The 22,444-nt window shown below is 46.4% G+C and carries 22 protein-coding genes; 6 read left to right on the top strand and 16 right to left on the bottom strand.

Annotated elements, in window-relative coordinates:
* Positions 1-530 precede the first annotated feature (530 nt).
* The 7 genes from BQ5321_RS00180 to BQ5321_RS24180 form a co-directional block, all read right to left on the bottom strand.
* Positions 531-941 (bottom strand): type II secretion system protein, encoded by a 411-nt coding sequence (locus BQ5321_RS00180; RefSeq protein ID WP_071392651.1) that lies wholly within the window; start codon positions 939-941, stop codon positions 531-533.
* Positions 942-1,169: 228 nt separating this feature from the next.
* Positions 1,170-2,996, bottom strand: coding sequence for a polysaccharide biosynthesis protein (locus BQ5321_RS00175; protein WP_071392650.1), 1,827 nt, complete (start codon positions 2,994-2,996; stop codon positions 1,170-1,172).
* A 40-nt stretch (positions 2,997-3,036) separates the two neighbouring features.
* Positions 3,037-3,930 carry a UTP--glucose-1-phosphate uridylyltransferase GalU gene (gene galU / locus BQ5321_RS00170; protein WP_071392649.1) on the bottom strand — a complete coding sequence of 298 codons (894 nt, stop codon included), beginning with the start codon at positions 3,928-3,930 and terminating at the stop codon, positions 3,037-3,039.
* A gap of 432 nt (positions 3,931-4,362) precedes the next feature.
* Positions 4,363-5,130: a tyrosine-protein phosphatase gene (locus BQ5321_RS00165; RefSeq protein ID WP_071392648.1), complete on the bottom strand. Its 768-nt coding sequence runs from the start codon at positions 5,128-5,130 to the stop codon at positions 4,363-4,365.
* A gap of 475 nt (positions 5,131-5,605) precedes the next feature.
* Complete coding sequence (gene galU, locus BQ5321_RS00160) at positions 5,606-6,484, bottom strand: UTP--glucose-1-phosphate uridylyltransferase GalU (RefSeq protein WP_071392647.1); 879 nt, start codon at positions 6,482-6,484, stop codon at positions 5,606-5,608.
* A gap of 518 nt (positions 6,485-7,002) precedes the next feature.
* Positions 7,003-8,997, bottom strand: coding sequence for a penicillin-binding transpeptidase domain-containing protein (locus tag BQ5321_RS00155; protein WP_071392646.1), 1,995 nt, complete (start codon positions 8,995-8,997; stop codon positions 7,003-7,005).
* A gap of 185 nt (positions 8,998-9,182) precedes the next feature.
* Entirely contained in the window at positions 9,183-9,332 is a 150-nt protein-coding gene (locus BQ5321_RS24180; protein ID WP_159433392.1) for a YwzD family small protein, read from the bottom strand.
* 417 nt (positions 9,333-9,749) lie between these two features.
* On the opposite strand from BQ5321_RS24180, the gene BQ5321_RS00150 reads away from it, so the two are divergent.
* The 4 genes from BQ5321_RS00150 to BQ5321_RS00135 all read left to right on the top strand — a co-directional run bounded on the left by BQ5321_RS00150 (position 9,750) and on the right by BQ5321_RS00135 (position 14,522).
* Positions 9,750-11,156: a C40 family peptidase gene (locus tag BQ5321_RS00150; protein ID WP_084786569.1), complete on the top strand. Its 1,407-nt coding sequence runs from the start codon at positions 9,750-9,752 to the stop codon at positions 11,154-11,156.
* An 857-nt stretch (positions 11,157-12,013) separates the two neighbouring features.
* Positions 12,014-12,667, top strand: a complete 654-nt coding sequence (locus BQ5321_RS00145) for a helix-turn-helix domain-containing protein (RefSeq protein WP_071392645.1) — start codon at positions 12,014-12,016, stop codon at positions 12,665-12,667.
* Positions 12,654-13,220: a PIN domain-containing protein gene (locus BQ5321_RS00140; protein ID WP_159433391.1), complete on the top strand. Its 567-nt coding sequence runs from the start codon at positions 12,654-12,656 to the stop codon at positions 13,218-13,220. The genes BQ5321_RS00145 and BQ5321_RS00140 overlap by 14 nt, the downstream gene beginning before the upstream one ends.
* 579 nt (positions 13,221-13,799) lie before the next feature.
* Positions 13,800-14,522 carry a hypothetical protein gene (locus BQ5321_RS00135; RefSeq protein WP_071392643.1) on the top strand — a complete coding sequence of 241 codons (723 nt, stop codon included), beginning with the start codon at positions 13,800-13,802 and terminating at the stop codon, positions 14,520-14,522.
* Positions 14,523-14,735: 213 nt separating this feature from the next.
* Here BQ5321_RS00135 and BQ5321_RS00130 read toward each other — a convergent pair whose 3' ends face one another.
* From BQ5321_RS00130 to BQ5321_RS00110, 5 genes are all read right to left on the bottom strand, one after another.
* Complete coding sequence (locus tag BQ5321_RS00130) at positions 14,736-15,593, bottom strand: ABC transporter ATP-binding protein (protein WP_071392642.1); 858 nt, start codon at positions 15,591-15,593, stop codon at positions 14,736-14,738.
* A 2-nt stretch (positions 15,594-15,595) separates the two neighbouring features.
* The gene (locus BQ5321_RS00125) at positions 15,596-15,991 is read right to left on the bottom strand and encodes a GntR family transcriptional regulator (protein WP_071392641.1); all 396 of its coding nucleotides are present in this window, start codon (positions 15,989-15,991) and stop codon (positions 15,596-15,598) included.
* A gap of 18 nt (positions 15,992-16,009) precedes the next feature.
* The gene (locus BQ5321_RS00120; protein WP_071392640.1) at positions 16,010-16,756 is read right to left on the bottom strand and encodes a hypothetical protein; all 747 of its coding nucleotides are present in this window, start codon (positions 16,754-16,756) and stop codon (positions 16,010-16,012) included.
* A gap of 21 nt (positions 16,757-16,777) precedes the next feature.
* Positions 16,778-17,260, bottom strand: coding sequence for a small multi-drug export protein (locus tag BQ5321_RS00115; RefSeq protein WP_071392639.1), 483 nt, complete (start codon positions 17,258-17,260; stop codon positions 16,778-16,780).
* Between the two features lie 348 nt (positions 17,261-17,608).
* On the bottom strand, positions 17,609-18,049 hold the full coding sequence (locus BQ5321_RS00110) for a cell wall hydrolase (RefSeq protein WP_071392638.1): 441 nt from the start codon (positions 18,047-18,049) through the stop codon (positions 17,609-17,611).
* Positions 18,050-18,237: 188 nt separating this feature from the next.
* Between BQ5321_RS00110 and BQ5321_RS00105 the strand changes: the two genes are divergently transcribed.
* Both BQ5321_RS00105 and BQ5321_RS00100 read left to right on the top strand, forming a co-directional pair.
* Positions 18,238-18,966: a DUF421 domain-containing protein gene (locus BQ5321_RS00105; RefSeq protein ID WP_071392637.1), complete on the top strand. Its 729-nt coding sequence runs from the start codon at positions 18,238-18,240 to the stop codon at positions 18,964-18,966.
* A gap of 12 nt (positions 18,967-18,978) precedes the next feature.
* Positions 18,979-19,347 (top strand): DUF4363 family protein, encoded by a 369-nt coding sequence (locus tag BQ5321_RS00100; RefSeq protein ID WP_071392636.1) that lies wholly within the window; start codon positions 18,979-18,981, stop codon positions 19,345-19,347.
* A gap of 49 nt (positions 19,348-19,396) precedes the next feature.
* Here BQ5321_RS00100 and BQ5321_RS00095 read toward each other — a convergent pair whose 3' ends face one another.
* The 4 genes from BQ5321_RS00095 to BQ5321_RS00080 all read right to left on the bottom strand — a co-directional run bounded on the left by BQ5321_RS00095 (position 19,397) and on the right by BQ5321_RS00080 (position 21,856).
* On the bottom strand, positions 19,397-20,146 hold the full coding sequence (locus BQ5321_RS00095; protein ID WP_071392635.1) for an ABC transporter permease: 750 nt from the start codon (positions 20,144-20,146) through the stop codon (positions 19,397-19,399).
* Positions 20,147-20,911, bottom strand: coding sequence for an ABC transporter ATP-binding protein (locus BQ5321_RS00090; protein WP_071392634.1), 765 nt, complete (start codon positions 20,909-20,911; stop codon positions 20,147-20,149). It abuts the gene before it with no gap.
* A gap of 266 nt (positions 20,912-21,177) precedes the next feature.
* The gene (locus BQ5321_RS00085) at positions 21,178-21,516 is read right to left on the bottom strand and encodes a DUF1048 domain-containing protein (RefSeq protein WP_071392633.1); all 339 of its coding nucleotides are present in this window, start codon (positions 21,514-21,516) and stop codon (positions 21,178-21,180) included.
* 13 nt (positions 21,517-21,529) lie between these two features.
* On the bottom strand, positions 21,530-21,856 hold the full coding sequence (locus tag BQ5321_RS00080) for a PadR family transcriptional regulator (RefSeq protein WP_071392632.1): 327 nt from the start codon (positions 21,854-21,856) through the stop codon (positions 21,530-21,532).
* Positions 21,857-22,444 lie beyond the last annotated feature (588 nt).

Raw genomic sequence — 22,444 nt, 5'->3', positions numbered from 1 at the left:
ATTTTAGCCATTTTATCTTTATATACTAACAAAATGGTACTATGTTACATAGATAAATCCTATATATTGTATATTTTTACAATTTTTCACTGATTTTAATACAATATGTTGTGGTTGTCTCTTAACCATTCTGACTTCCTTAACTCCATTCAATAATTTCCTATATTTTAGGTTGCCAAAAAGCCCGTCAAATCAACGTTTTTAAAATCCAAAACGCCGGGTTTTAGCCATTTTATCTTTATATACTAACAAAATGGCACTATGTTATATAGATAAATCCCATATATTGTACAACTCCGTGTTTTTTTGCTGATTTCAACACAATATGCTGTGGTCATCTATTAACCATTCTGACTTCCAAAAGAACATTCAATCTCCCTTTTATCCTCTACTCCTAACCCTAAACAAGTATAACAAATACAACCCCAATATATAGTGTTACATCCTGGAATACAGGGAAGTTATTCACTAAATATCGTGTCCACAAAAAAAATCAGCCGGCCTTCAACCAGCTCAATAGAAAATATTAATTACAAATAAGGAACACCCGGATCCTCATTCTCATCACTATTCTCTTCCTCAACAACCGAATGCACACTACACTCAACCCTGCCATCAAAATAACGAAGTTCCCCACCAGCAGGACAAACACGTCCATCATAACTAAGCAAAAACTCAGCAAGATACAACTCCGGACGCTCAACACTCTCTAATTCCAAATAAACCTCATACTGCCTCTCAATCTCAACAACACTCGCATCACAAACATCCTTCTCAGCCTTTTCAATAATTCCACCGACAGATATCACCGCAACCGCAGCATGAATACCCAGAATAACAATTACAGCTAGCACCTCAACCAAAGTAAAACCATTCAGATTACCTTTCCTACTTCCCAAGTAATAAACCAATACTTGACGTAATTGAGTAAACTTTAGCATTACTAATCATCATCCTTGTATGCCAATGTAATACTTTCAACCTCCAATACCACCTCCACTTTCATTATTTCAAAAAACTAATCATCTAACAATTAAATTCCCTTACAAAGGAACGAAGTTCCGGGTCTAAAAAAAAATCTAGGAGGATGCAAATAATACCCATACACATCCTCCATTCAATTTCACGGAAAAAAACAACCTCTTCTTAGCCTCGCAAGAGGCGTTTACTTAATTCCCAGCAGCAACCAACTGCCTCTCCCCAAACTTAGTATTAGCAACCCCAACAAGAGTCTCCTTAAGTTCAACAGCATCCATATCAGGAAGATCCTCTATCACAGAGTAAAGCTCCCTCTTCCCCATAGGCTCCGCCTTCCCAATAAAAATCTTTGGAAACACCTGCTCCTTCTGAACCTCATTATCATTCAAAAGTTCCTCATACATCTTCTCACCAGGACGAAGTCCTGAAAACCGAATCCCAATCTCCTCAACAGAATAACCCGAAAGGGTTATAAGATTCCTCGCCAAATCAACAATCCTCACCGGCTCACCCATATCCAAAACAAAAACCTCCCCACCACGAGCCAAAGCCCCAGCCTGAATAACAAGCCGCGAAGCTTCCGGAATCGTCATAAAATACCGCGTAATCTCCGGATGCGTAACCGTAATCGGCCCCCCAGCCTCAATCTGCTTCTTAAACAACGGTATAACACTACCACGACTTCCAAGAACATTCCCAAACCGAACCGCAACAAACTTAGTCTTACTCTCCTTCGCCATGTTCTGAACAACCATCTCAGCAAACCGCTTAGTCGCCCCCATAACATTAGGCGGATTCACCGCCTTATCCGTCGAAATAAGAACGAAGTTCTTAACCCCAAAAACATCAGCAGCCTCCGCCACATTCCGCGTCCCAAAAATATTATTCTTAACAGCCTCAGCTGGATTATACTCCATCATCGGCACATGCTTATGCGCTGCCGCATGATACACCACATCCGGGCGATACTCCTGCATCACATCAAAAATCCGCTCGCGATCCTGCACATCCGCAATAATCGGCACAATCTCAAACTCCTGAGAGAACTTCTTCTTCAACTCCATATCAATCAAATATATACTATTCTCTCCATGCCCTAACAACAACAGCTTCTCGGGAGAGAAGCGCGCAATCTGCCGACAAATTTCCGACCCAATAGAACCACCGGCACCTGTTACAAGAACCGTCTTGCCTGTCAGCTTGTCCGAAATCGACTCCATATCCAGCTCAATCGGCTCACGACCAAGCAAATCCTCGACCTGGACATCACGAATATTATTGACCGAAACCTTCCCTGTCACAAGATCCTCAATCAACGGCAGGATTTTCGTCTTCGCCGTCGTCTTGGCACACTCATCGTAAATCTTCTTCATTTCCTGCTTCGTAATCGACGGAATCGCAATCACGATATTCTCAATCCGGTTTTCCACGACAATCCGTGAAATGTCCTCACTGCGACCCTTCACTTCAATCCCGAAAATCTGCAGCTTATGCTTAAACGGATCATCATCGACAAACGCAACCGGATAAAGATCCGCTAGCTCGTTCTTCAGCAGCTGTCGCGCTACCATCGTTCCGGCAGAGCCCGCACCGACAATCAATGTCCGTTTCTTATTTGGATTAGGCGCAATAAAATGATCGCGGAACACCCGCCAGGAAAAACGCGAGCCTCCGATGAGAATCACATGCAGCATCCATGTAAGCCCTAAAACCCGGACATAGACATTTTGATATCCGACCATTTGCACAATCGCCGTTAAAGCAATCGATAACGAAACGGCCTTCACAATCGCCATTAACTCCCCGACACTCGCATACTCCCATGCTTTTTGGTACAGGCGATAAATAGAAGCAAATAAATGATGGCTGAATAATAACGTTATCGCACTGACCCACAGCATCGGCATCGTATACACATTCATATAGGGATGTAAAATATAATAGCCTACAAAAATGGCCATTAATACAATGACTGAGTCCAGCAAAATTAACAACGGCACACGCTTCTTATAACTCATTGGCAATCCCTTCTTTATCTATTTTTTATTGTCATCCTACTTAAGCATGCACCTTCTCCAACGTCATGCTCTTCACAACCTGCTCTAAGTACTCAAGCAGCTCCTCTTTAATTTCTTCATTTTGCAGCGCAAACTCCACCGTTGTCTTCACAAAACCAAACTTCTCCCCCACATCATAACGCTTGCCCTCAAAATCATAGGCAAACACACGCTGAATTTGATTTAGAGCCTGAATCGCATCTGTCAGCTGAATCTCGCCACCGGCACCCTTCTCCTGCTTGTCCAAAAACATAAAAATCTCCGGTGTCAGCACATAACGACCCATAATTGCCAGATTGGAAGGAGCTGTTCCTTTCGCAGGCTTCTCCACAAAATTCCGTACCTGATAGCGTCTGTCATCCGCCGCTAACGGATCCACAATTCCATAACGGTGTGTCTCATGCTCTTCTACCGTCTGGACCCCAATGATCGATGAACGAGTTTCATCATACTGGTTCATTAACTGCCTTAAGCAAGGTGTTTCACTCTGAACAATGTCATCACCTAACAGAACAGCAAATGGCTCGTCCCCAATAAAGTTACGCGCACACCAAACAGCATGTCCTAACCCTTTCGGTTCCTTCTGACGGATGTAATGAATGTTAGCCAGATTAGAGGAATACTGAACCTTCTCCAGCAAATCTTTTTTCCCTTTTTCCAACAAGTTCTGCTCCAGCTCAGGTGCGTTATCAAAATGATCCTCAATCGAACGCTTCCCTTTTCCTGTCACAATAATAATATCCTCAATCCCTGAAGCCACTGCTTCTTCAATGATGTATTGAATCGTCGGCTTATCGACAATCGGCAGCATTTCCTTCGGCATCGCCTTCGTAGCCGGTAAAAAACGGGTTCCAAGTCCTGCAGCAGGAATAATCGCCTTGCGTACTTTTTTCAAATCGTTCCCTTCTTTCATCTATAATTAAGTTCAAAAATGATGCTTTACTCATTAGTATTTAATGAGAAAACACGAGCATCATGCTTTCTCATTAAATACTAATGGGGTTGGTTAGTTGGTTAGTTGTTAGTTGGTTAGGAAAAGCTTAACCCCTAGCCTCGCAAGAGGCGCTCCTAACCAACTATCCAACTGTCTACTAACCAACTAAAAAAAACGGGCATCCAACCCACCCTCACATCACGCTCCCGACAACCAGTGTCTAAGGACTATTGCCCCACAGCGCAACCGAGTACCTCCATGGATAACGGACAGGAGATATCGCCGATAATAGTATTTAGTTGGTTCGTGATTAGTTGGTAAGGAAAAGCGTAGCCCTTAGCCTCGCAAGAGGCGCCCCTAACCAACTGTCTACTAACCCACTAACCAACTAACTCAAAATATCCCCAAAAACTTCTTCCTCACAACCCTCTCCGGCACTTCCTTATACACATTCTGATTCACAACCAACAGCTCCGCATTCTCACGAAACATCGCCGTCATATCTTCCCCAAAGCTCTTCTCCACCTCAGCCAATGCTTCAGCCATTTTGAATGTGCGATTATGCACATTATGAGCATCCGAAGCCAGAAAGTGAGTCAAGTTGGCCTCAATCAGCTGGTGTGAGAACTTCTTAATCTTTTTCCCAAAATAGCCACAAACACTTCCGGCGGTTACCTGGGAGAGCGCTCCGTTATTCACAAGCTTATACAACAAATCAGGGTTCTCGATGATCTCTTGATTCCGCTCTGGGTGAACAATGATTGGTGTGAGTCCCTCTGTCTGCAAATCAAACAGCATTCGCTCCGCATATCTTGGAACATGTGCCGATGGAAATTCAATAAACAGATAGGAGCTTTCCGCTAACGGCAGAATTCGGCCGCCTGCGAGATAATCCTCAAGGATTTCACCATATATCCGAACCTCCTGGCCCGGTAGTATTTTAAGTGGAATGTTTTCATTAGAAAGGTGTTCGTTCAGCTGTGCTGTTTGTTCAAGAATCGAGGTTTTTTCATTATCATATTGACGATTTTTATGATGTGGAGTAGCAATGATTGTCCGGATTCCCTCTTGTAGGGCCTCCTTTGCCATTTGTAGCGAATCTTCCATCGTTTGCGCACCGTCATCTATCCCTGGCAGAATATGACAATGGATATCAATCATGCCCTTCACCTCCATATTAAGTGTTTGAATATTTAGATATGTATAACAAGTATTAACATAGCATCATTCTAAAAATTGGTAAATAGCCAGATTTCACTATCTGTGCTTTTACGATAAAAAATACTATTCTTATATTAAAATATTTTCCTTTTATAAACTAACAATATGACTCTTATACTACACTACTATGAAAAAAGAACCATGTATACTGTAAATTTCTTCAAAATTCATATGCTATTGGATAGAAATTTAAATATTATTTTCAAAAAACAAATGTAATCATACCATAAATACTTCTCACATTTTGTCGAAATTTGCAATATAGAAAAATCCATCTTTTCACAACAATTAATAATTTAACACCCTTTTTCCCAATTTGTGAAGAAGAATTTTCGAATTGGAAGTCATTACAAGGAAGTTAACCAGAAACGGAACAAAAAAAGACAGATGGCACAGTTCCATCTGTCTTCTCCACTTATCGCTTCAAGCTCTCTACCTTCTGCGCCATAAACTTCAGCAAACCCTCACGCAGTTCCTCATGCTGGAGAGCAAACTCAATCGTCGTCTCAATAAAGCCCAGTTTCTCGCCGACATCATAGCGTTTGCCTTCAAACTCATAAGCAAACACACGCTGGATTTGATTCAGCTCCTGAATCGCATCGGTGAGCTGAATTTCCCCGCCAGCGCCGACCTGCTGCTTATCTAAAAACATAAAGATTTCCGGTGTGAAAATATAACGGCCGATAATCGCTAGATTGGAGGGTGCTGTCCCCTGTGCCGGTTTTTCAACAAAGTTCCGCACCTGGTAGCTGCGGCCAAAGCTGTCCATCGGATCAATAATGCCATAGCGATGCGTCTCACTATCCGGCACACGCTGCACACCGATGACCGAGGACAAGGTTTTATTATGCTGCTCCATCAGCTGCTGTAAGCAAGGAGTATCCGCCTGGACAATATCGTCACCCAATAAAACGGCAAACGGCTCATCGCCGATAAAATTGCGGGCACACCAGACGGCATGGCCAAGTCCCTTCGGCTCCTTTTGCCGGATATAATGAATATCAACCATATTGGCGATATTGCGGACCTCCTCTAAGAGCTGAAATTTTTCCTTGCTGATGAGATTTTGCTCGAGCTCCACCGCATGGTCAAAATGATCCTCAATCGAGCGCTTGCCTTTCCCCGTAACAATAATAATATCCTCGATGCCGGACTGTATCGCTTCCTCGACAATATACTGAATCGTCGGCTTATCGACAATCGGGAGCATTTCCTTCGGCATCGCCTTTGTCGCCGGCAGGAACCGGGTGCCCAGTCCCGCTGCCGGGATAATCGCCTTCCGTACCTTTTTCAAATCGATCTCCCCTTAGGTTCACTATTTTATCTGTTGTTATTATCTTATTTATCGTATCATGAATTATTCTTTGGTTGGTTAGTTGGTTAGGAAAGGCTTAGACCCAAGCCTCGCAAGAGGCGCCCCCCTGTCCAACTGTCTACTAACCAACTAAATACAACTGTGGGGGTGCCAGGTACTTAAGAGCAAAGGAAAAAGGCAAAGGGCATTCCTTTAGCCTTGAAAAAGGTTTTCCTATCCAACTGTTCCCTAACCAACTAACCAACTGTCCAACTGTCCAACTTACAAAAAAGGTTTTCCTAACCAACTAAATACCAACCAACTGTCCAACTATCCCTGAAAACGCTTTTCTTCTATTATATAGTGTAAATTAATTAAGGAAAATCTATGGTTAGGAGTTAGTTGGTAAGTTGGTAAGTTGGTAAGGAGTTAGGAAAGACCTAAAACCTAACCAACTAACCCCTATCCAACTGTTCCCTAACCAACTGTCCAACTATCCAACTATCCAACTCCCCAACTTACTGCACAAACACATTCCTTACTTTTTCCACGACAATCGATGAACCGCCTGCGTTCTCGACTCCTTCGATCATCATGGCGATGAGGAGGGAGGGGTTTTCGGTGTTGTAGGCGACAAACCAGCCGTTTTCCGTGCCTTTTTCGCCTTGCTTGGCCTTGAGCTCGGCGGTGCCGGTTTTTCCTGCTAACGGCATGCCTGGGATGTTGGCTTTATGGGCGGTGCCTTGTGGGTCCTGGACGACTTTCTCCAGCATCTGATGAAGCTGGGTTGCCTGCTCCTCTGTGATAACATGCTGCTTCCACGCCTTGGACAGCTCGGCTTCGTGCAGGAGGGTCGGCTTGATGAGCTTGCCGCTATTGATGAACGGCGTGTAGCTGGCGGCGAGATGGAGGATATTCATTTCCACCTGTGCCTGCCCATAGCCAGAGTCGGCCAGGAGGATGTCACTGTCCATCTTGCCTGTTGTCGACGGCTCAAGCGGGAAGGGATACTTCATTTCCTCCTCAAAGCCAAAGCCCTCAAGCCCTGCCTTGAGCTTGTCCTTGCCGAGCGCCAGCGCTGCTTGGGCAAAGTATATATTGTCTGAGTAGAGCAACGCTTTTTCCAAATCGACCGGTGTGCCTGGGTCCTTCACCCTTGTGACCTTATAGCTACCCCAGGAGGCATCCTTCTGCCATTGCAGGCCGCTGACATTCATTGTTGTCGCGGTTGTAATCGCCTCCTCCTTCAGCCCGATCGACGCTGTCAGTGGTTTAATCACCGAGCCTGGGGCGAAGTTGGCGCTAAAGCGATTGAGGAGCGGCTGGAGCGGGTCGTCCTGCAGCTGCGTCCATTCGTCGGCTGTGGCACCGAGTGACAGGGTATTCGGGTCAAAGCTTGGCGAGCTGACTAAGCCGAGGGTCTCGCCTGTTTTCGGATGGATGGCGGCGGCCGTTCCGGCATTGCCGGTCAGCTGCTCGAACAGCTTAGTCTGCAGGGTGGCATCAATCGTTAGCTGCACGGTTTCGCCGTCCTTGACTTCTTTTTCCGCTAAAATCGCTTCGCTGCCGTCCGCTTTCTCGATGAAGATGGTGACGCCGTTTTCCCCTTTTAGTTTTTCATCGAAGACCTGCTCGAGGCCTCTTTTTCCAATCACGTCATTAGCGGTGTAGCCTTTCCCCTCGCGCTTCTCGAGCTCCTCGGCGGTGATGGGCCCGACATAGCCAATCAGGTGGGCGGCGGCTTCCTTCATCGGATAGACGCGGGCGGCGACCTGCTTCGAGCTCACTGCTGGCAGCTCGGTGAGGGCCGCGACAAGGGGCTGTTCCTCGAGCGGCAGCTTCTTGATCGGGACGAAATAGTCCGGCTTGACCCAGGAAGCGTTCAAGGCGTTATCGATCCGGTCTGTAGTGAGGCCCGTCTGGGTGGCGAGCTCGTTGATGATAGTGTCCTTCTGGTCGCCCAATTCCGCCGGGATAATCCCCACCTCATAGACCTGGCCATTAACGGCAAGCCCTGCGCCGGTGCGGTCGATGATTTCCCCGCGCTTCGCGGTCATGCTGTTCAAGCGAATTTTCGCCCCCTCCTCTAGCTCAGGGAAAATCAGGGTACTATCCCAGGCGATGGTCCACTGCTTCTCGTCGTTTTTTTCTTCTTTTACAAGCGTTGCCTTGTGCTCAAACGCGATTTCCCCGGCAACGCTGTTCATGCTGGCTGTGAAGGGGTAGCTGACCTTGTCCTCCTTCGGCTTCTCTTCGTCCTCCGGCTTCGTAAACTGAACCTTCAGCTCGCTAATTTCTAGGTCTTGGTAGTATTTTTCATAGCGGCTGACAAAATCCTCCTTCGCGATCGAATCCTGCGCCTCGGTCGACAAGAGCTCGTACATGCCGGCAAATTTCTGCTCGTTCCAGAACTTTATGTATTGACTCATCGTATCCGCCGGCTCGGGTGCTTTGTTACAGGCTGTGAGCAGGAGGAAGAGGATGGAAATGATGACAAGTCGTCGTTTTTTCATGCTAGCGTTCGCCTCCTTTTATTGGGTCGTGCCACTTATAGGTAGTGTTTCACTTATAGGTAGTGTTCCACCGATGCTTGATTTTACGAGTCTGAAACGTAAAAAAGAGACAGACCTCTCGCAGTGCCCGCGCTTTCTGGCGGACTGCTTTCTTCAGTCGTCTCTAGGTGTCATGGGTTATTCTGTTATTTATGCGAAAGCAGATGGCGCAGGTCGCCTTCCATGTCCCTTAATACGTCCATCGTCGAAAGCTTATCGTCCTTTTCTCCTTTTTCATAGACTCTTTGCAGCAAGTCTTTAAAAATCTGCATTTGATCGTTTTTTGGCTCTTTCATCCTCTCACCTTTCTCTGTATCATTCTATGCCCTGCTGGATACTTGAAGTCGTTTCTTGTCATGTATGAGTGCATGAATCAAATTCGCTCGTCGAATTTGCGTCCGGATTTTTATCGAGCTCGCTCGATAAATTACCCCTAAAAAATCCGTGACATCCGCCGGAGGCTTAACTTCATTCAGCCGGGGTTTGAACCACCACTGAATCGAAGTACTATTTGCCTTCACCCCCCACATATAGAAGTGAAGGACTTCCGCTGAATGAAGTGAAAACCACGCATGTCTTCATCTTACTTGGAATCTCCTAATTTGGCAATATCTATCAAAATATTCCAACATCTCTTAAAATATCTATTACTCTATGGGGGGATTATGTTAGAATAAGGATATATTATGTGACTTTTGGGAGTGAATGTCAATATGGAAAAAATGGTTGCAACGATTGCCACTGCAGCGGTCTTGTCGACTGCCTTCTCGTCGACAGCGCTGGCCAGTTCCTATACAGTCCAACAGGGGGATACCCTTTTTAGCATTGCTAAAAAACACGGAACGACTGTTGATCAATTAAAGCAATGGAACGGCTTAGAATCCGATCAGATTTTTACGAATCAAAAGCTAAAGGTGGCGGCCGAGACTGGAGCAGCGGTAGAAGCTCCTGCTGTTGCTGTGCCTTCTGTTGGTGTTAGTGCGCCTGCTTCTGCCCAGGCGACGGCGGTTGCGGAGGCAGCTCCTGCTCAAGCGACAGCGCTTGCAGAGACAGCGCCCGCTCAGGCGGGGACGGAGGCGGTATCCACTACGGTGACGACGGCGGCTACAGGGTCTGGGACGACCTATACGGTGGTAAAAGGAGATACACTCAGCGCAATTGCCTATCGACACGGACTTTCACTTTCCAATCTCCGCAGCTGGAACGGACTTTCAGGTGATTTGATTTACCCTGGTCAGGTGTTAAAGGTCGCTGCTAATGGAAGTGTTGCACCTTCAAGCCCTGGGAATACCTCTGGGCAGGGGACGGGTACCTCAGCGGCATCGTCTTCTACCTATACGGTGGCAGCCGGGGATACGTTGATGAAGATTGCCAATCGCTACGGCATTTCCCTCGCTGAGCTGCAAAGCTGGAACGGGATTTCCGGCCACCTGATTTATCCAGGCCAGGTGTTAAAGGTCGCTGAAGCTGGAGGCGGCACGGCGAATATAAGTAATCCTGGGACTGCTCCTACTGCGCCTACTACAGGAAATGCAGGCGGCAGTGAATATGTGATTAAAAGCGGGGATACTTTAGGAAAAATTGCGTTGCAGGTTGGCTTAAACATCAGCCAGCTCAAGTCGCTGAACGGCCTCACGTCCGATTTAATTTTTCCGGGACAAAAGCTGAAAATCAGCTCAACCGGAGGAGCGGTGACGACCCCACCAGCTTCGAATGTGAATACTGGAGCAGGTACGAATCCAATCCAGGTCAACAATCCAACGGTCGCACAGGTGCTAGACCATGCGAAAAAGCTCGTCGGCGTTCCATACGTCTACGGCGGTAAAACACCAGCCGGGTTTGACTGCAGTGGTTTTATATACTATGTCTTCAACCAAGCCGGTGAATCCATCAGCCGCCTATCCGCAGCCGGATATTACGACCGCTCGTTCGAAGTCAGCTCCCCACAGGTCGGCGATTTGGTGTTCTTCAAGGATACATATATTAAAGGAATTTCCCATTTAGGGATATATATTGGAAACGGCGAATTTATCCACGCAAGCTCAGACGGCGTCGATATCTCAAGCGTGGATAATGTGTATTGGAAAGGGCATTTTGATAGTTATAAGCGGTTTTATTAGGAGTTACATAGAGTGGGATGGGTGGACAAGTGTCTTGGGACAGGTCCCTTGTCCCAGCTGAAACGAGTGTGGTGGATGAAAAGGTCTGGGGTGGCAGGAAAAAGGTATTTCAAGTGGGTTGAGGTTTGGAGATTTTGCGGTTTTGCTGATTTTTGGGAGCCTATAGGAATCTGATACTCTTCCTGCCTACCTTTTAATGCTTCCTCTTTCCTTTTCGGTCATCAACTGTACCTCTTGGTTCCCCTTTTTCTAAATTTGCTGTATTTCGGGTCTCTAAACTGGCTTCGGTCGACTTTGATAGCAGTCATAAGGACCGTTGAACTGATATTTCTCCACCCACGGGCATTAGTGAACTTCTATTGTGACCGTCTGTCCTCTTTTTTTCGCTCACCTATCAATCTACTTCTAGAATTATCACTCTCCCATCGTTGGCTTTAGCCATTTACCTATTTATAAATCAAATTCGCCCGTCGAATTTGCGTCTGGATTACCTGAGTTCGCTCGGGTAAACTACCTTTAAAAAAATCGCAAGACTCGCCGGAGGCTTAACTTCATTCGGACGGGGTTTGAACCCCCACTGAATCGAAGTACCATATGCATTCATCCCCCACTTGTAGAAGTAGAGGACTTCTGTACCTGTCGCAAGCTTTCGCTACAAAAAGCATTTGCTGAATGAAGTTAAGATCAATTGTTCCTATTTCCCTTCTACCCTCATCTAAAAATACCTTATAACTTTCCGCTTCTAAAGAGGCTTTGGGACAAGGGACCCTTGTCCCATCCAGAATGTTGCATTTGTTGGTTATTATTGAATATCCAACATTAAATCGACTATAATAGGTGTAGGAGGTGATTTAGATATGATCAAAGAACGTGAAGAGGAAATTTTGTGGGATACAGTCACCATATTAAAAGAGCAAAATCGCTTGGAAAATGCCTCTGCCTTATTCAAAACGCTTATTGAACGTACATTTTTAACATTAAAACTTCCAACGAAGTTTTTGGAAGAAGCTAAGATTGACTTACCCTCCAATGAATTTGTGAACCTCTTTCGGAAACTTGATAAGGAAATTTATCAATCCCTAAAAAGCAGTAATATGACGCTGGCATATGAATCGTTTGTGGAATACATCGTAAAGCTTGCAGAAGTGGTTCCTGAAGCAGATTCAAAGAAAATCATAGCCAACATTTTAGCTGAACAAACACAACATCAAGTCGAAAACAATTGGATGCCAAAGGTAGAATTGGCTACTCCTATTACAGCGGTGCCTAGTGATGTTTACACTTCTACGGAAGTAGCTGAAATCATTGGAGTTACTGATCAGACTATTCGACGCTGGTGCGAAAAAGGGAAATATCCAGGGGCCTTTCAAACCGAAGGCCGGCATTGGAGAATTCCGAAAAAGTATTTTAAGCTTACCCTTGAAGAAGCACGAAAGCGGAAAGATTTTGAACAAGAACTAAATGAATTCAACGCCCAGCACGGGGAGGTAAATGAAGATGAATTCCTCTAGATTTACCTCCCCTATTGTTTTGTTTGATACAACGGTACTTTGTGGAGCTATTCGAAGTCCGGGTATAAACCGTGAATTACTAAAATTGGCTGCTCAAACTGTAGACTATCGAGTGGTCATTTCCCGAGTTTGCTTAATGGAATTCATGCGAAAAGCAACTTATGATGGAATTGGAGATGTCATTTATACTAAGGAGATGGTTGAAAAATTCTTGGATCTTTTTGTTTATCCAATCTTGGAGAATTCCCCTGCGGTCAATAGTGTTGTAGGTCGTCATCATTGGGAAATTGTTCGCCGTAACGAAATGAAGATTGGACAAGCGCTTGCAGAAATTAGCGGACTTTCACTCGAAGAGGCCATACTTTTGGCTGAAGAACAAGGATTACAAAAGCCGTTACGGATATATGACGAACAAGACGTTCACATCTGGGTAACGGCGATTCAGGAAAAATGTTCATTTATCGTCACAAATAACACCAAACGATTTCCAGAAGCCATTGGAGAAATTAAACGAATTAAACCCGGTCAATTTTATAATCTATTTGTAGACTAACTTAATACATATCTTATAGATAACAAGATTATAGTGACCTGCAGGCCTAAGTTTGATTGCTCACATGCACTATCAAACTCTTTTTAGTGATCGACAGACAAATGACATAAAGTCCTTTTCAGATAATAACTATCAAATTCGCCCTTCGAATTTGCGTCCGGATTACCTGAGCTCGCTCGGGTAAACTACCTTTAAAAAATCCGTGACATCCGGCGGAGGCTTAACTTCATTCAGCCGGGGTTTGAACCCCCACTGAATCGAAGTACCATTTGCCTTCATTCCCCCACTTGAAGAAGTGGAGGACTTCTGTACCTGTCGCAAGCTTTCGGTACAAAAAGCATTTGCTGAATAAATTTAAACGCTAAATCTATACTCTCACCCAATTTATGGTTAAAATAAATTATTCCTATTTCTACCCTACCCTCATCAAAAAATACCTTATAACTTACCGCTTCTAAAGAAGCTTTGGGACAGGTTCATTGTCCCAAAGAGGTTCTATTTCCTCCAACTCGAGAATAGCATTAGGAATGAGTCTTTTATTATAAGAGTTTAAGTTGAGAAAAAGGGGTTGTTTAGGAAATGTTTGACTCATTTAAGCTGTTTTATCAATTAAATCGTGGCCTGACGGATTTTCAGGCTGGGCCGCAGAAATTCGCTAGTATGTTCACCATGAATCAACCGTATATGCGTTGGACAGAGGATTGGTATAAGCTGGTCCAATCAGGCGGCTGGTGGGGAATCAGTGCGGAGGAGTACTGGCGGGTGTTTACAAGCTATGCTGAGGTTTTTCAAAGGACAACCCTTGATTACCCTGTTTCAACCATGAATGTTTATCAACGCTGGTTTGAGAGCTTTTTTGACAGCTACCAAACGGCCCTTCAGGGATACAAGCAGGAGCCAACTGAGCAAGTTAGCCAGGCCAAAAGGAAAAACTATCCGCCTGATTGGAGTGAAGAGAAGGAAGCCCTGCTCATTCAGTCGGTTATTAAAGGGACGAAGGAAGCCAAAACACTGTCGTCTATTTTTGAACAGGTCGGTGAAAGGATTGGTCTGACACCTGCCAAATGTTCAAACTATTGGTACACAAAAGTGGACCAACGCTACCGCGATCAGGTCAATCAGATCAAGCAGGAGCTTGCCAGCAACTGGACCGAGGAAGAGGAGGAGCTCTTAACCAAAATCGTCACAGAGGAATATCCGCATTTATCTATTTATCAAACCTTTCCGATTGCCAGCAAAAGACTAAAACGCCACAGCTCCGATGTCCAAAGAAAGTGGTTCTCACTGCTGACGAGGAATTGACGGGACGGAAGGGGTGGGACGGAGGGACAGGTCTGAACTGAACCCCAAATGGGAAACTTACGCTGGGATAGAGGGGCCGTTCTTATCCCGAAAAGGGTCAATCGGCCAAGAATCGCTGGGAGGCATTAGCTTCTTCCCAGCGATTCTCTTTGCTCTAGGCATTGGACAGGTTCTCCCAAAAAGTGTGTAACTGGGACGAGGGCCCCCGCGTCCCTACCCCTCGATCAAATATTCCAGTACTTCTTCTAAGGCTAGGCGTTGGATTTGTTTTGCTTCTATTTGCTCTTTTTCTAGTGCTCGTTCCAAGCTCCAGAGGTTATCGGTGACGATTTGCATCGGTGCGGTATCGTAGTGAATCACATTTGGATGCTTGATGATGGTGGCGGTGATGTTGGACACCCAGACTCGCGCCCACTGGTCATAGATTTCGTCTTTGTTGTATTGGTGGACGACCCGGCCTCCGTCGAGCACCATGATTTCATCGCAAAGCTGATTGACTTCATCAACGGTGTGCGTCGCCAGCACGATGCTTTTTTCACCATCATCCATGAACGCAAGCAAATCCTCCTTCATTTTCCGCTGCGACACGAGGTCCACTCCGGCGGTCGGCTCGTCTAGCAGAAGCAGCTCCGGATGGTGGCAAAGGGAGAAAATAAACTCGACCTTTTTCTTCGTCCCTTTTGAGCACTTGCTGAATCTCTCCGATTCATCAAGCTTGTAGCGCTGCACTAGCCTTTCATACATATCCTCATCCCATGTCGGATACCAGCGCGAAATCAGCTTTTTCATTTCGCTAATCGTAAGAAAATCATAGGCCTCCAGCAATTCCCCGGCATAGCCGATTTTTTGCTTCCACTCACTCTCCCTGTGCGGCAGTCCAAACATCTCCACCTGCCCGTCATCCTCTTTTAACAGATTCATCAAGAGACGAAACAGCGTGCTTTTCCCCGAGCCGTTCGCCCCCACCAAGCCAATCACGATGCCTCTCTCCACCCTCATATCGAGCGGACCGAGCGTAAACTTTTTATATTTTTTCGTTAAACCCTTTACTTCAACAAGCGAGGTTTGCATTTTCATCCCCCATTTTTATAAAATCTTTCCACCGTCTCCTGAAAAATGGCTCCCAGCTCCTCCGCGCTACAGCCCAGCTGCTTGCCTTGATCGACCGCTTTTTCAAAAGCTTCATGGATGACCCTTTGCTTCGTTTCTTCCATTTGTACACTTTCCATTTCCCGGACAAACGTCCCTTTGCCCTGGATCGTTTTGATAAAACCAGCACTTTCTAAATTTTGATACACCCTTCGCGTTGTAATGACGCTGCAGCCAACATCGCCAGCCAAAGCCCGAATCGATGGAAGCGGCGTCCCAGGCGGAAGCTGGCCGCTTGCAATCAGTGCTTTGATTTGGGTTTCGACCTGATGATAGATGGGCTCTCTGCTTTCCTCGGATACATGGATTGGAATTTTCATAGAAATCCCGCTTCCCTTCTATAGATAATCTCGATTTTCTAGACGATTTTTCAAAAGCTTATTCCAGCCAAAGCAGCACAGGGCGCCAAGGATGAGCGAAATCACCGCTGCCGGCCAGCCCGCCCATTTAATCAGCTCAAAGCTTTTTTCCACGATGCCCACCCTGTTCATCAGGAGGATGACTTCCACCACCGCAAACAAGGCCATATAAAGATATGGAAGAACATGCAGCATGGTCCCCTTCATGCCGTACTCGATATACGGGTTCATGCCGCCCACCGCCATCGCAAAGCCAAACCAAAAGAAGCCAAAGACGACATATCCGCCAAAGGTCAGCGTGTCAAACAGGGTTCCCATATATCCATACAGTACCGTCCCCATCATGCCGTAAAACGCGAGGGACATGATGACCAGGGTGCTTAGCATGAGAAGAATCCGGCTTAAGGATAGGACCGAAGCCGGGACCGGCAAGGAACGGAGGACCGCCATCCGCTTCCCATACGGATTCTGCCGCGCATTTTGAAAGCTTAAATACGGTTTTGCCATAAAAAAGGTCGCTAAGGACGGGGCAATTCCGATGAAAAATAAATCTAATATGAAGCGGTGCAGGTATACGGAAAATTCCGCAAAGCCATCACCGCTTGGGCCGGTCAGCATCAAGCCCACAATGCCGCCAAGCACAAGACTGGCGATAAAGGTGCCGAAAAAGGCCAGCCACTGGTATTGATATTCCTTTTTCGCCAGCCAAACAGCTTCCTTCCACATAGTATCACTCCTCACTTTGAATTAGTTTTGAAAATAGTTGAGTATTCCGCGATCCTGGAAGCCTAAAAGGTCGATACCAAAGTAGATCAGCACGGTAAAGACAAGACTCCAGGTGATAATACTCGTTGACACCCAAAGGAACGTACTCTTTTTCGCCCCACCAAAGGACATGCTCGCTAACGCGGTTAAGTGACTTCCGACCAAAAGCGGTCCGAGCATCGCCAGCCCTGGCAGCCCATACTTCTTCCACAAGCCTGCCGCTCGTTTCGTGCGCTTCGTTTCCTTCTCTTCGTCATTCTTTTTCCGCTTTCTGCGCCAATTTTGAACCTGATCAATAAACTTAACCAATAGGAAAACCGTCAATATGTTTCCACCTAAACCAAGCAAGAACACCGGAACAACCGGCAACCCCGCGATGGTCGCAACCGGAATCACCCCATACCCCTCAAAAAACGGTACCGCCGCCAAAATAAAAACCAAAACATAGCCCCAAATAATCTTCAATTACATTCTCCCCTTTGTCAGTGTTTATGTGTGTATGTGTGTATATCTATATATACAGTATAACACCAGAAAAAATAATCGCAAGCCCTTTTTTTCAGAATAGTCGGGACAATGGAGGCAGGTCCCTCGTCCCAAAGGGATCAATGTGACCTTTCTTTCGTGAAAACACAAAGACAGGCACTGAGATTCCAATAGGATTCTCAGTGCCTGTCTTTGTCAAATATGGGTTATTCCCTTCATCTAACTGGAAAAACTACGTTTAAAATGAAAAATAGACTTATCTCCCTTAGGATTGGGGATTATTCCGCTTCTGGGCGGGAGTGGGACAAGGGACTGACCCGCGTCCCGCTATCCCATATAAACGCTATCACAGGTTCCGGCTTTTGGTTCGTAGAAGCAATGGAGCTTGAATTGACCGGCAAACGGCTGGCCGTACCAGGTTGGCGGACATGGCGCATAAGGATTAAAATACCATAGCGCATATTTTCCTGGATGCTCGCGCCAGTAATTCAAATTGAGTCTGGCTAATCTTCGTTCAAAGTCTCGGGCTCTTTGGTAAAAGACATTTCCTTTTTGTACGGCTTCAAAGGAATAATTCCCGCCCTGCACCTGATAGATGACCTGGTTAATCGTTCTGATACTTTTAAAGTCTAAGCAATCGGCTACCGCCCGATTCACAATCACGTTCCCGACATACAGCATGCCCTGCTTTCCTTCACCCTCGGCCTCGGCCCTCATCATCCTCGCCATCAAATCAACATCCGAACTTCGAAATGCCACTCTCGCCATTTTTTCACCTCAAGGATATGTATGTGCAAAAGCTATGCTTCATGTCATTGTTTAGCAGGTAACCAAGCTATTTTTTTCGGGGCTGGGACAAGGGACCTGTCCCGGGTATAAAAATACAGGTTAGGATAAAACTACCTATTAGGAATTAGTTTATGGAATGGAGACGTTGAAGAGAGAGTGACACTGTTATGAATGAAGCCGCTGTTGTCTTGGTGCGGGCGATTATTGCCTTTGGCTCCTTGCTGATTTTTGCCAGAATGTTAGGCAAGCAACAGGTCAGCCAGATTACCTTTTTTGATTATATTTTAGGCATTACCATCGGCTCGATTGCCGCCAGCCTCACCACGGACATGAACAGTCGAGCCTGGACGCATTGGATTGGCTTGATTGCCTGGACGGTGATGGTTTTACTTTTGCAAAAAATAACGATTAAATGGCGCAAGGCTTCGATTTATTTAGACGGGGAGGCCGTGATTGTGGTCAAGGATGGGCAAATCATGGAAGAGGTGATGAGCAAGCTGCGCTATCGGATTACAGACCTCCAGGAGCAGCTGCGGGAAAAAGGCGTCTTTGATTTGCATGAGGTGGAGTTTGCGATTCTCGAGCGGGACGGGAAGCTGTCGGTGGCGAAGAAAAGCGAGTACCAGCCTGTCACCCCGAAGGATTTAAAGCTTCAAACTTCCTATAAGGGGCTGGGCATCGAGCTCATCTATGACGGAGAGGTTGTCGAGCAAAACCTCAAGCAGCTTGGTCATGACCATGATTGGCTGAACGAGAAGCTGAAGACAGCCGGCTATTCTTCGCCATCCGAGGTGTTCCTCGCAATCCTCGAAACGAACGGAAGCCTGTTCATTGACGGCTACCGTGATTCGATCCATTCCTCCGTCGAAATTAGTGATTATGATGGACTACGCTAGGAGTGAGTCTTCTTGAAGGAATTTATACTGTATCGCCTGCTTCCTTTTCTCCTGCTCGTGCTGTTCGGCCTGATTATGATTTCGGGTGATTATCTCAAGCAGCCTCTGTCGCGGGAGGATGATGTCATGCATTACCTCGATGCCGCCATAAAGAGCGTAGAGGCTGAAAATTGGGACGACGCGACACACAGCCTCTCCCACGTCAATCGCTCCTTTCAACCGGTCATCAAACGCATCCAATTCAGCGTCGAACGAAACGAAATCAACCAATTTACGCTTTGTATTGAAAGAACGAAGGGATTTATCCAGGGCCACGAGAAATCAGGCGCTCTAGCGGAATTGGAGGAAGCACATTATCTCTGGGATGAGCTAGGGAAATAGGGCGGGTCGCGGGGTCCCTTGTCCCGGGGACGAGTGTCCCCTTGCCCCGTTACCCCAGCTGACGCTTAAATATTTTACCGGCTATGAGGTAAGCTAGGAGCATGATGCCGACGCACCAGGCGAGCGCTGTCCAGATTTCGTTGCCCACAGAGCCTTCATACAAGATGGAACGAATCGAATTCACGATGGAAGTCACAGGCTGGTTCTCTGCGAAGACCCGAACCATTTTTGGCATCGTATCGGTCGGAACAAAGGCCGAGCTGATAAACGGCAGGAAAATCAGCGGGTACGAGTAGGCCGTCGCCCCTTCCATCGACCCCGCTGTCAATCCAGGAATCATCGCGAGCCATGTCAGCGCCAGTGTAAACAGACCGAGGATCCCAGCAACGGCCAGCCAATCGAGGATATTGGCGCTGGAACGGAAGCCCATTAAAAGAGCGACAAGGATAATAATCAACACCGTCAGCGCAATGGAAAAAAGTGAAGTCAGCACGTGTGCCCATAATATCGACGTGCGCTTGATGGGCATGGTTATGAAGCGCGCCATCAGACCGCTTTTTACATCCGTAAACAATCTCATGGAAGTGTAAGCGACGCCGGATGCAATCGTGATGAGGAGGATTCCTGGCAATAAATAATTGACATAGTTGTCGGTGCCTGTTTCGATAGCACCACCAAATACGTAAACAAACAGCAGCAGCAGCATAATTGGCGTTATCGCCACCGTGATAATCGTATCCGGGCTGCGCATGATATTGCGCATTAAACGCCCTAGTAAAACTCCTATATTGCTTTTCATTTACAATCTCTCCTTTTTGCCGATGATACTGATGAAAATTTCCTCCAATGTCGGCTGCTTTTCAATGTATTCCACTTTCGCTGGCGGGAACATCTGCTTTAATTCAGTAAGAGTACCGGTCGTGATGATTTTTCCGCCATGCAGGATGGCGATACGATCCGCCAGTTGTTCGGCTTCCTCCAGGTATTGTGTCGTCAGCAAGATGGTCGTTCCCGTGCTCGCAAGCTCCTTAACGGTATCCCAGACCTCCATCCGTGCTTCAGGGTCAAGTCCCGTTGTCGGTTCGTCGAGAAAAATAACGGCGGGCGTCCCGATCAGACTCATGGCGATATCAAGCCGGCGCTTCATTCCACCGGAATACTTGTCGGCCCGTCGGTTGGCTGCATCGGTCAGGCTAAATCGCGCCAGCAGGTCGTCGACTACCTGAGCCGGTTTGGATACTCCACGCAGCTTAGCAATCATCATGAGGTTTTCCCTCCCGGTGAGAATCCCGTCTAATGCAGCGAACTGCCCAGTCAAGCTGATGCTCTGACGGATCTGCTCCGGTTGACGCCGGACATCAAAACCAGAAATCCTGACTTCGCCGCCATCAGACTTCATCAGCGTCGAGAGGATGTTAATAATTGTTGTCTTGCCCGATCCATTCGAGCCCAGCAGCGCGAATATTTCACCACGCCCTACCGCAAAATCCACCCCTTTCAATACTTCTTTATCTTTAAAAGATTTTTGCAATCCTTTTACAGAAATCGCAGCTGCCTTGCTCATACTCTATTCCTCCTTAAATAATGGGAATCCATACAATGAATTGCCAATCCACCACTAATAAGTCTCACTGATATTCTGTATAACTTACTACTAGGTTAAAAAAAATAACTGGAAAGGGGGGACAGGTTTCATTGTCCCACCAGCTTTGAAGGTCATAGGGACAGGTCCCTCGTCCCACCCGTTTATCGGGAAATATAGTTTGTTAGTGCGTGCTAGGTGTAACCCGCTCAGATTACGCTCAGCAAAATTCGCCTATGATCCCGTTTTTAGTCACGGCCAATCGATTTGTTCAACTTCATTCGATATTTGTCCAGCCAAGTCTTCGAGTCCCTCATGAGCTCGTCACAGAATGCGGCCACGTCCTCACCCATAAGCTCTGTAACTTGCTTGCCTTCTGCTGCACCAGCCTCAAGGAGATCGAGAATGCCGTCAAACACTCGTTTGAAGTCCGACCAGTCCGAGGGACCACCCGTGCTATAAATATATTTTTTAATAGCGTCGTAAGCGTTGCGATACTCTTTAGGAAGCGCCTTTCCTCGCGCCTCCAACGCCTTCCATTCCCGCTTCTCATCCAGACTTCCGATTAATTTTTCAAAAATACTCATCGTATTTCTCCTTTCATTTTCTTGTTGTTTTGAGTTCGTTCATTTTGCTTGAGACAAACTCCCATTTTCTCCAAAAGGCCTCAAGCTGCTCCTGTCCTGCTTCGTTGAGTGTGTAAAATTTCCGCGGCGGTCCCATCGTGGAGCGTTTTTTCTCAATGTTAACCAGGTTGTTTTTCTCGAGCCTCATGGTAATCGTATAAACGGTGCCTTCGACTACATCCGTGAAGCCAAGGTCTCGCAGCTGCTGCGTGATTTCATAGCCATACGTCTCACCACGGCTGATGATTTCCAGCACACAGCCCTCAAGCACCCCTTTCAGCATTTCTGTAATATTTTCCAAATTCGCCACTCCTATTGGTTGTGTACTATAATCAAATTCGCCCGTCGAATTTGCGTCCGGATTACCTGAGCTCGCTCGGGTAAACTACCTTTAAAAAATCGCAAGACTCGCCGGAGGCTTAACTTCATTCAGCCGGGGTTTGTACCCCCACTGAATCGAAGACCATTTGCATTCATCCCCCACCTGTAGAAGTGAAGGACTTCTGTACCTGTCGCAAGCTTTCAGTACAAAAAGCATTTGCTGAATGAAGTTATATATTCCTTTGCAGGTATTCTGTGATACATATATTCAGTATTACTTACTACTGGTATATCGTAACACATAGTAGCGGATATGTAAAGAGGCAGGATAGAGGAACAGGTCCCTTGTCCCACCGGTGTTAGGAGAATACGGATGTAGGTCAGCAACCATTCGTCGCTGACCCGCTCCCTTTTTAAATAAAGGCTGTGTTAAAGTACATTGTTGATTTTTAGCAGGTTGATTGTAGTGGAAGGCACGAAGACTCCCGCGGGAGAAGCGAGGCAGTCGAGACCCCACAGACACGTAGTGCCCGAGTCGGCTCGGCGGTCGCCCGCAGGAAAGCGAAGT

The sequence above is a fragment of the Bacillus tuaregi genome (genome assembly GCF_900104575.1).
GTDB classification, from domain to species: Bacteria; Bacillota; Bacilli; order Bacillales; family Cytobacillaceae; genus Bacillus_BD; species Bacillus_BD tuaregi.
The sequence above is the reverse complement of the archived record's forward strand: the minus strand, read 5'-3'. Positions and strand labels throughout refer to the sequence as shown.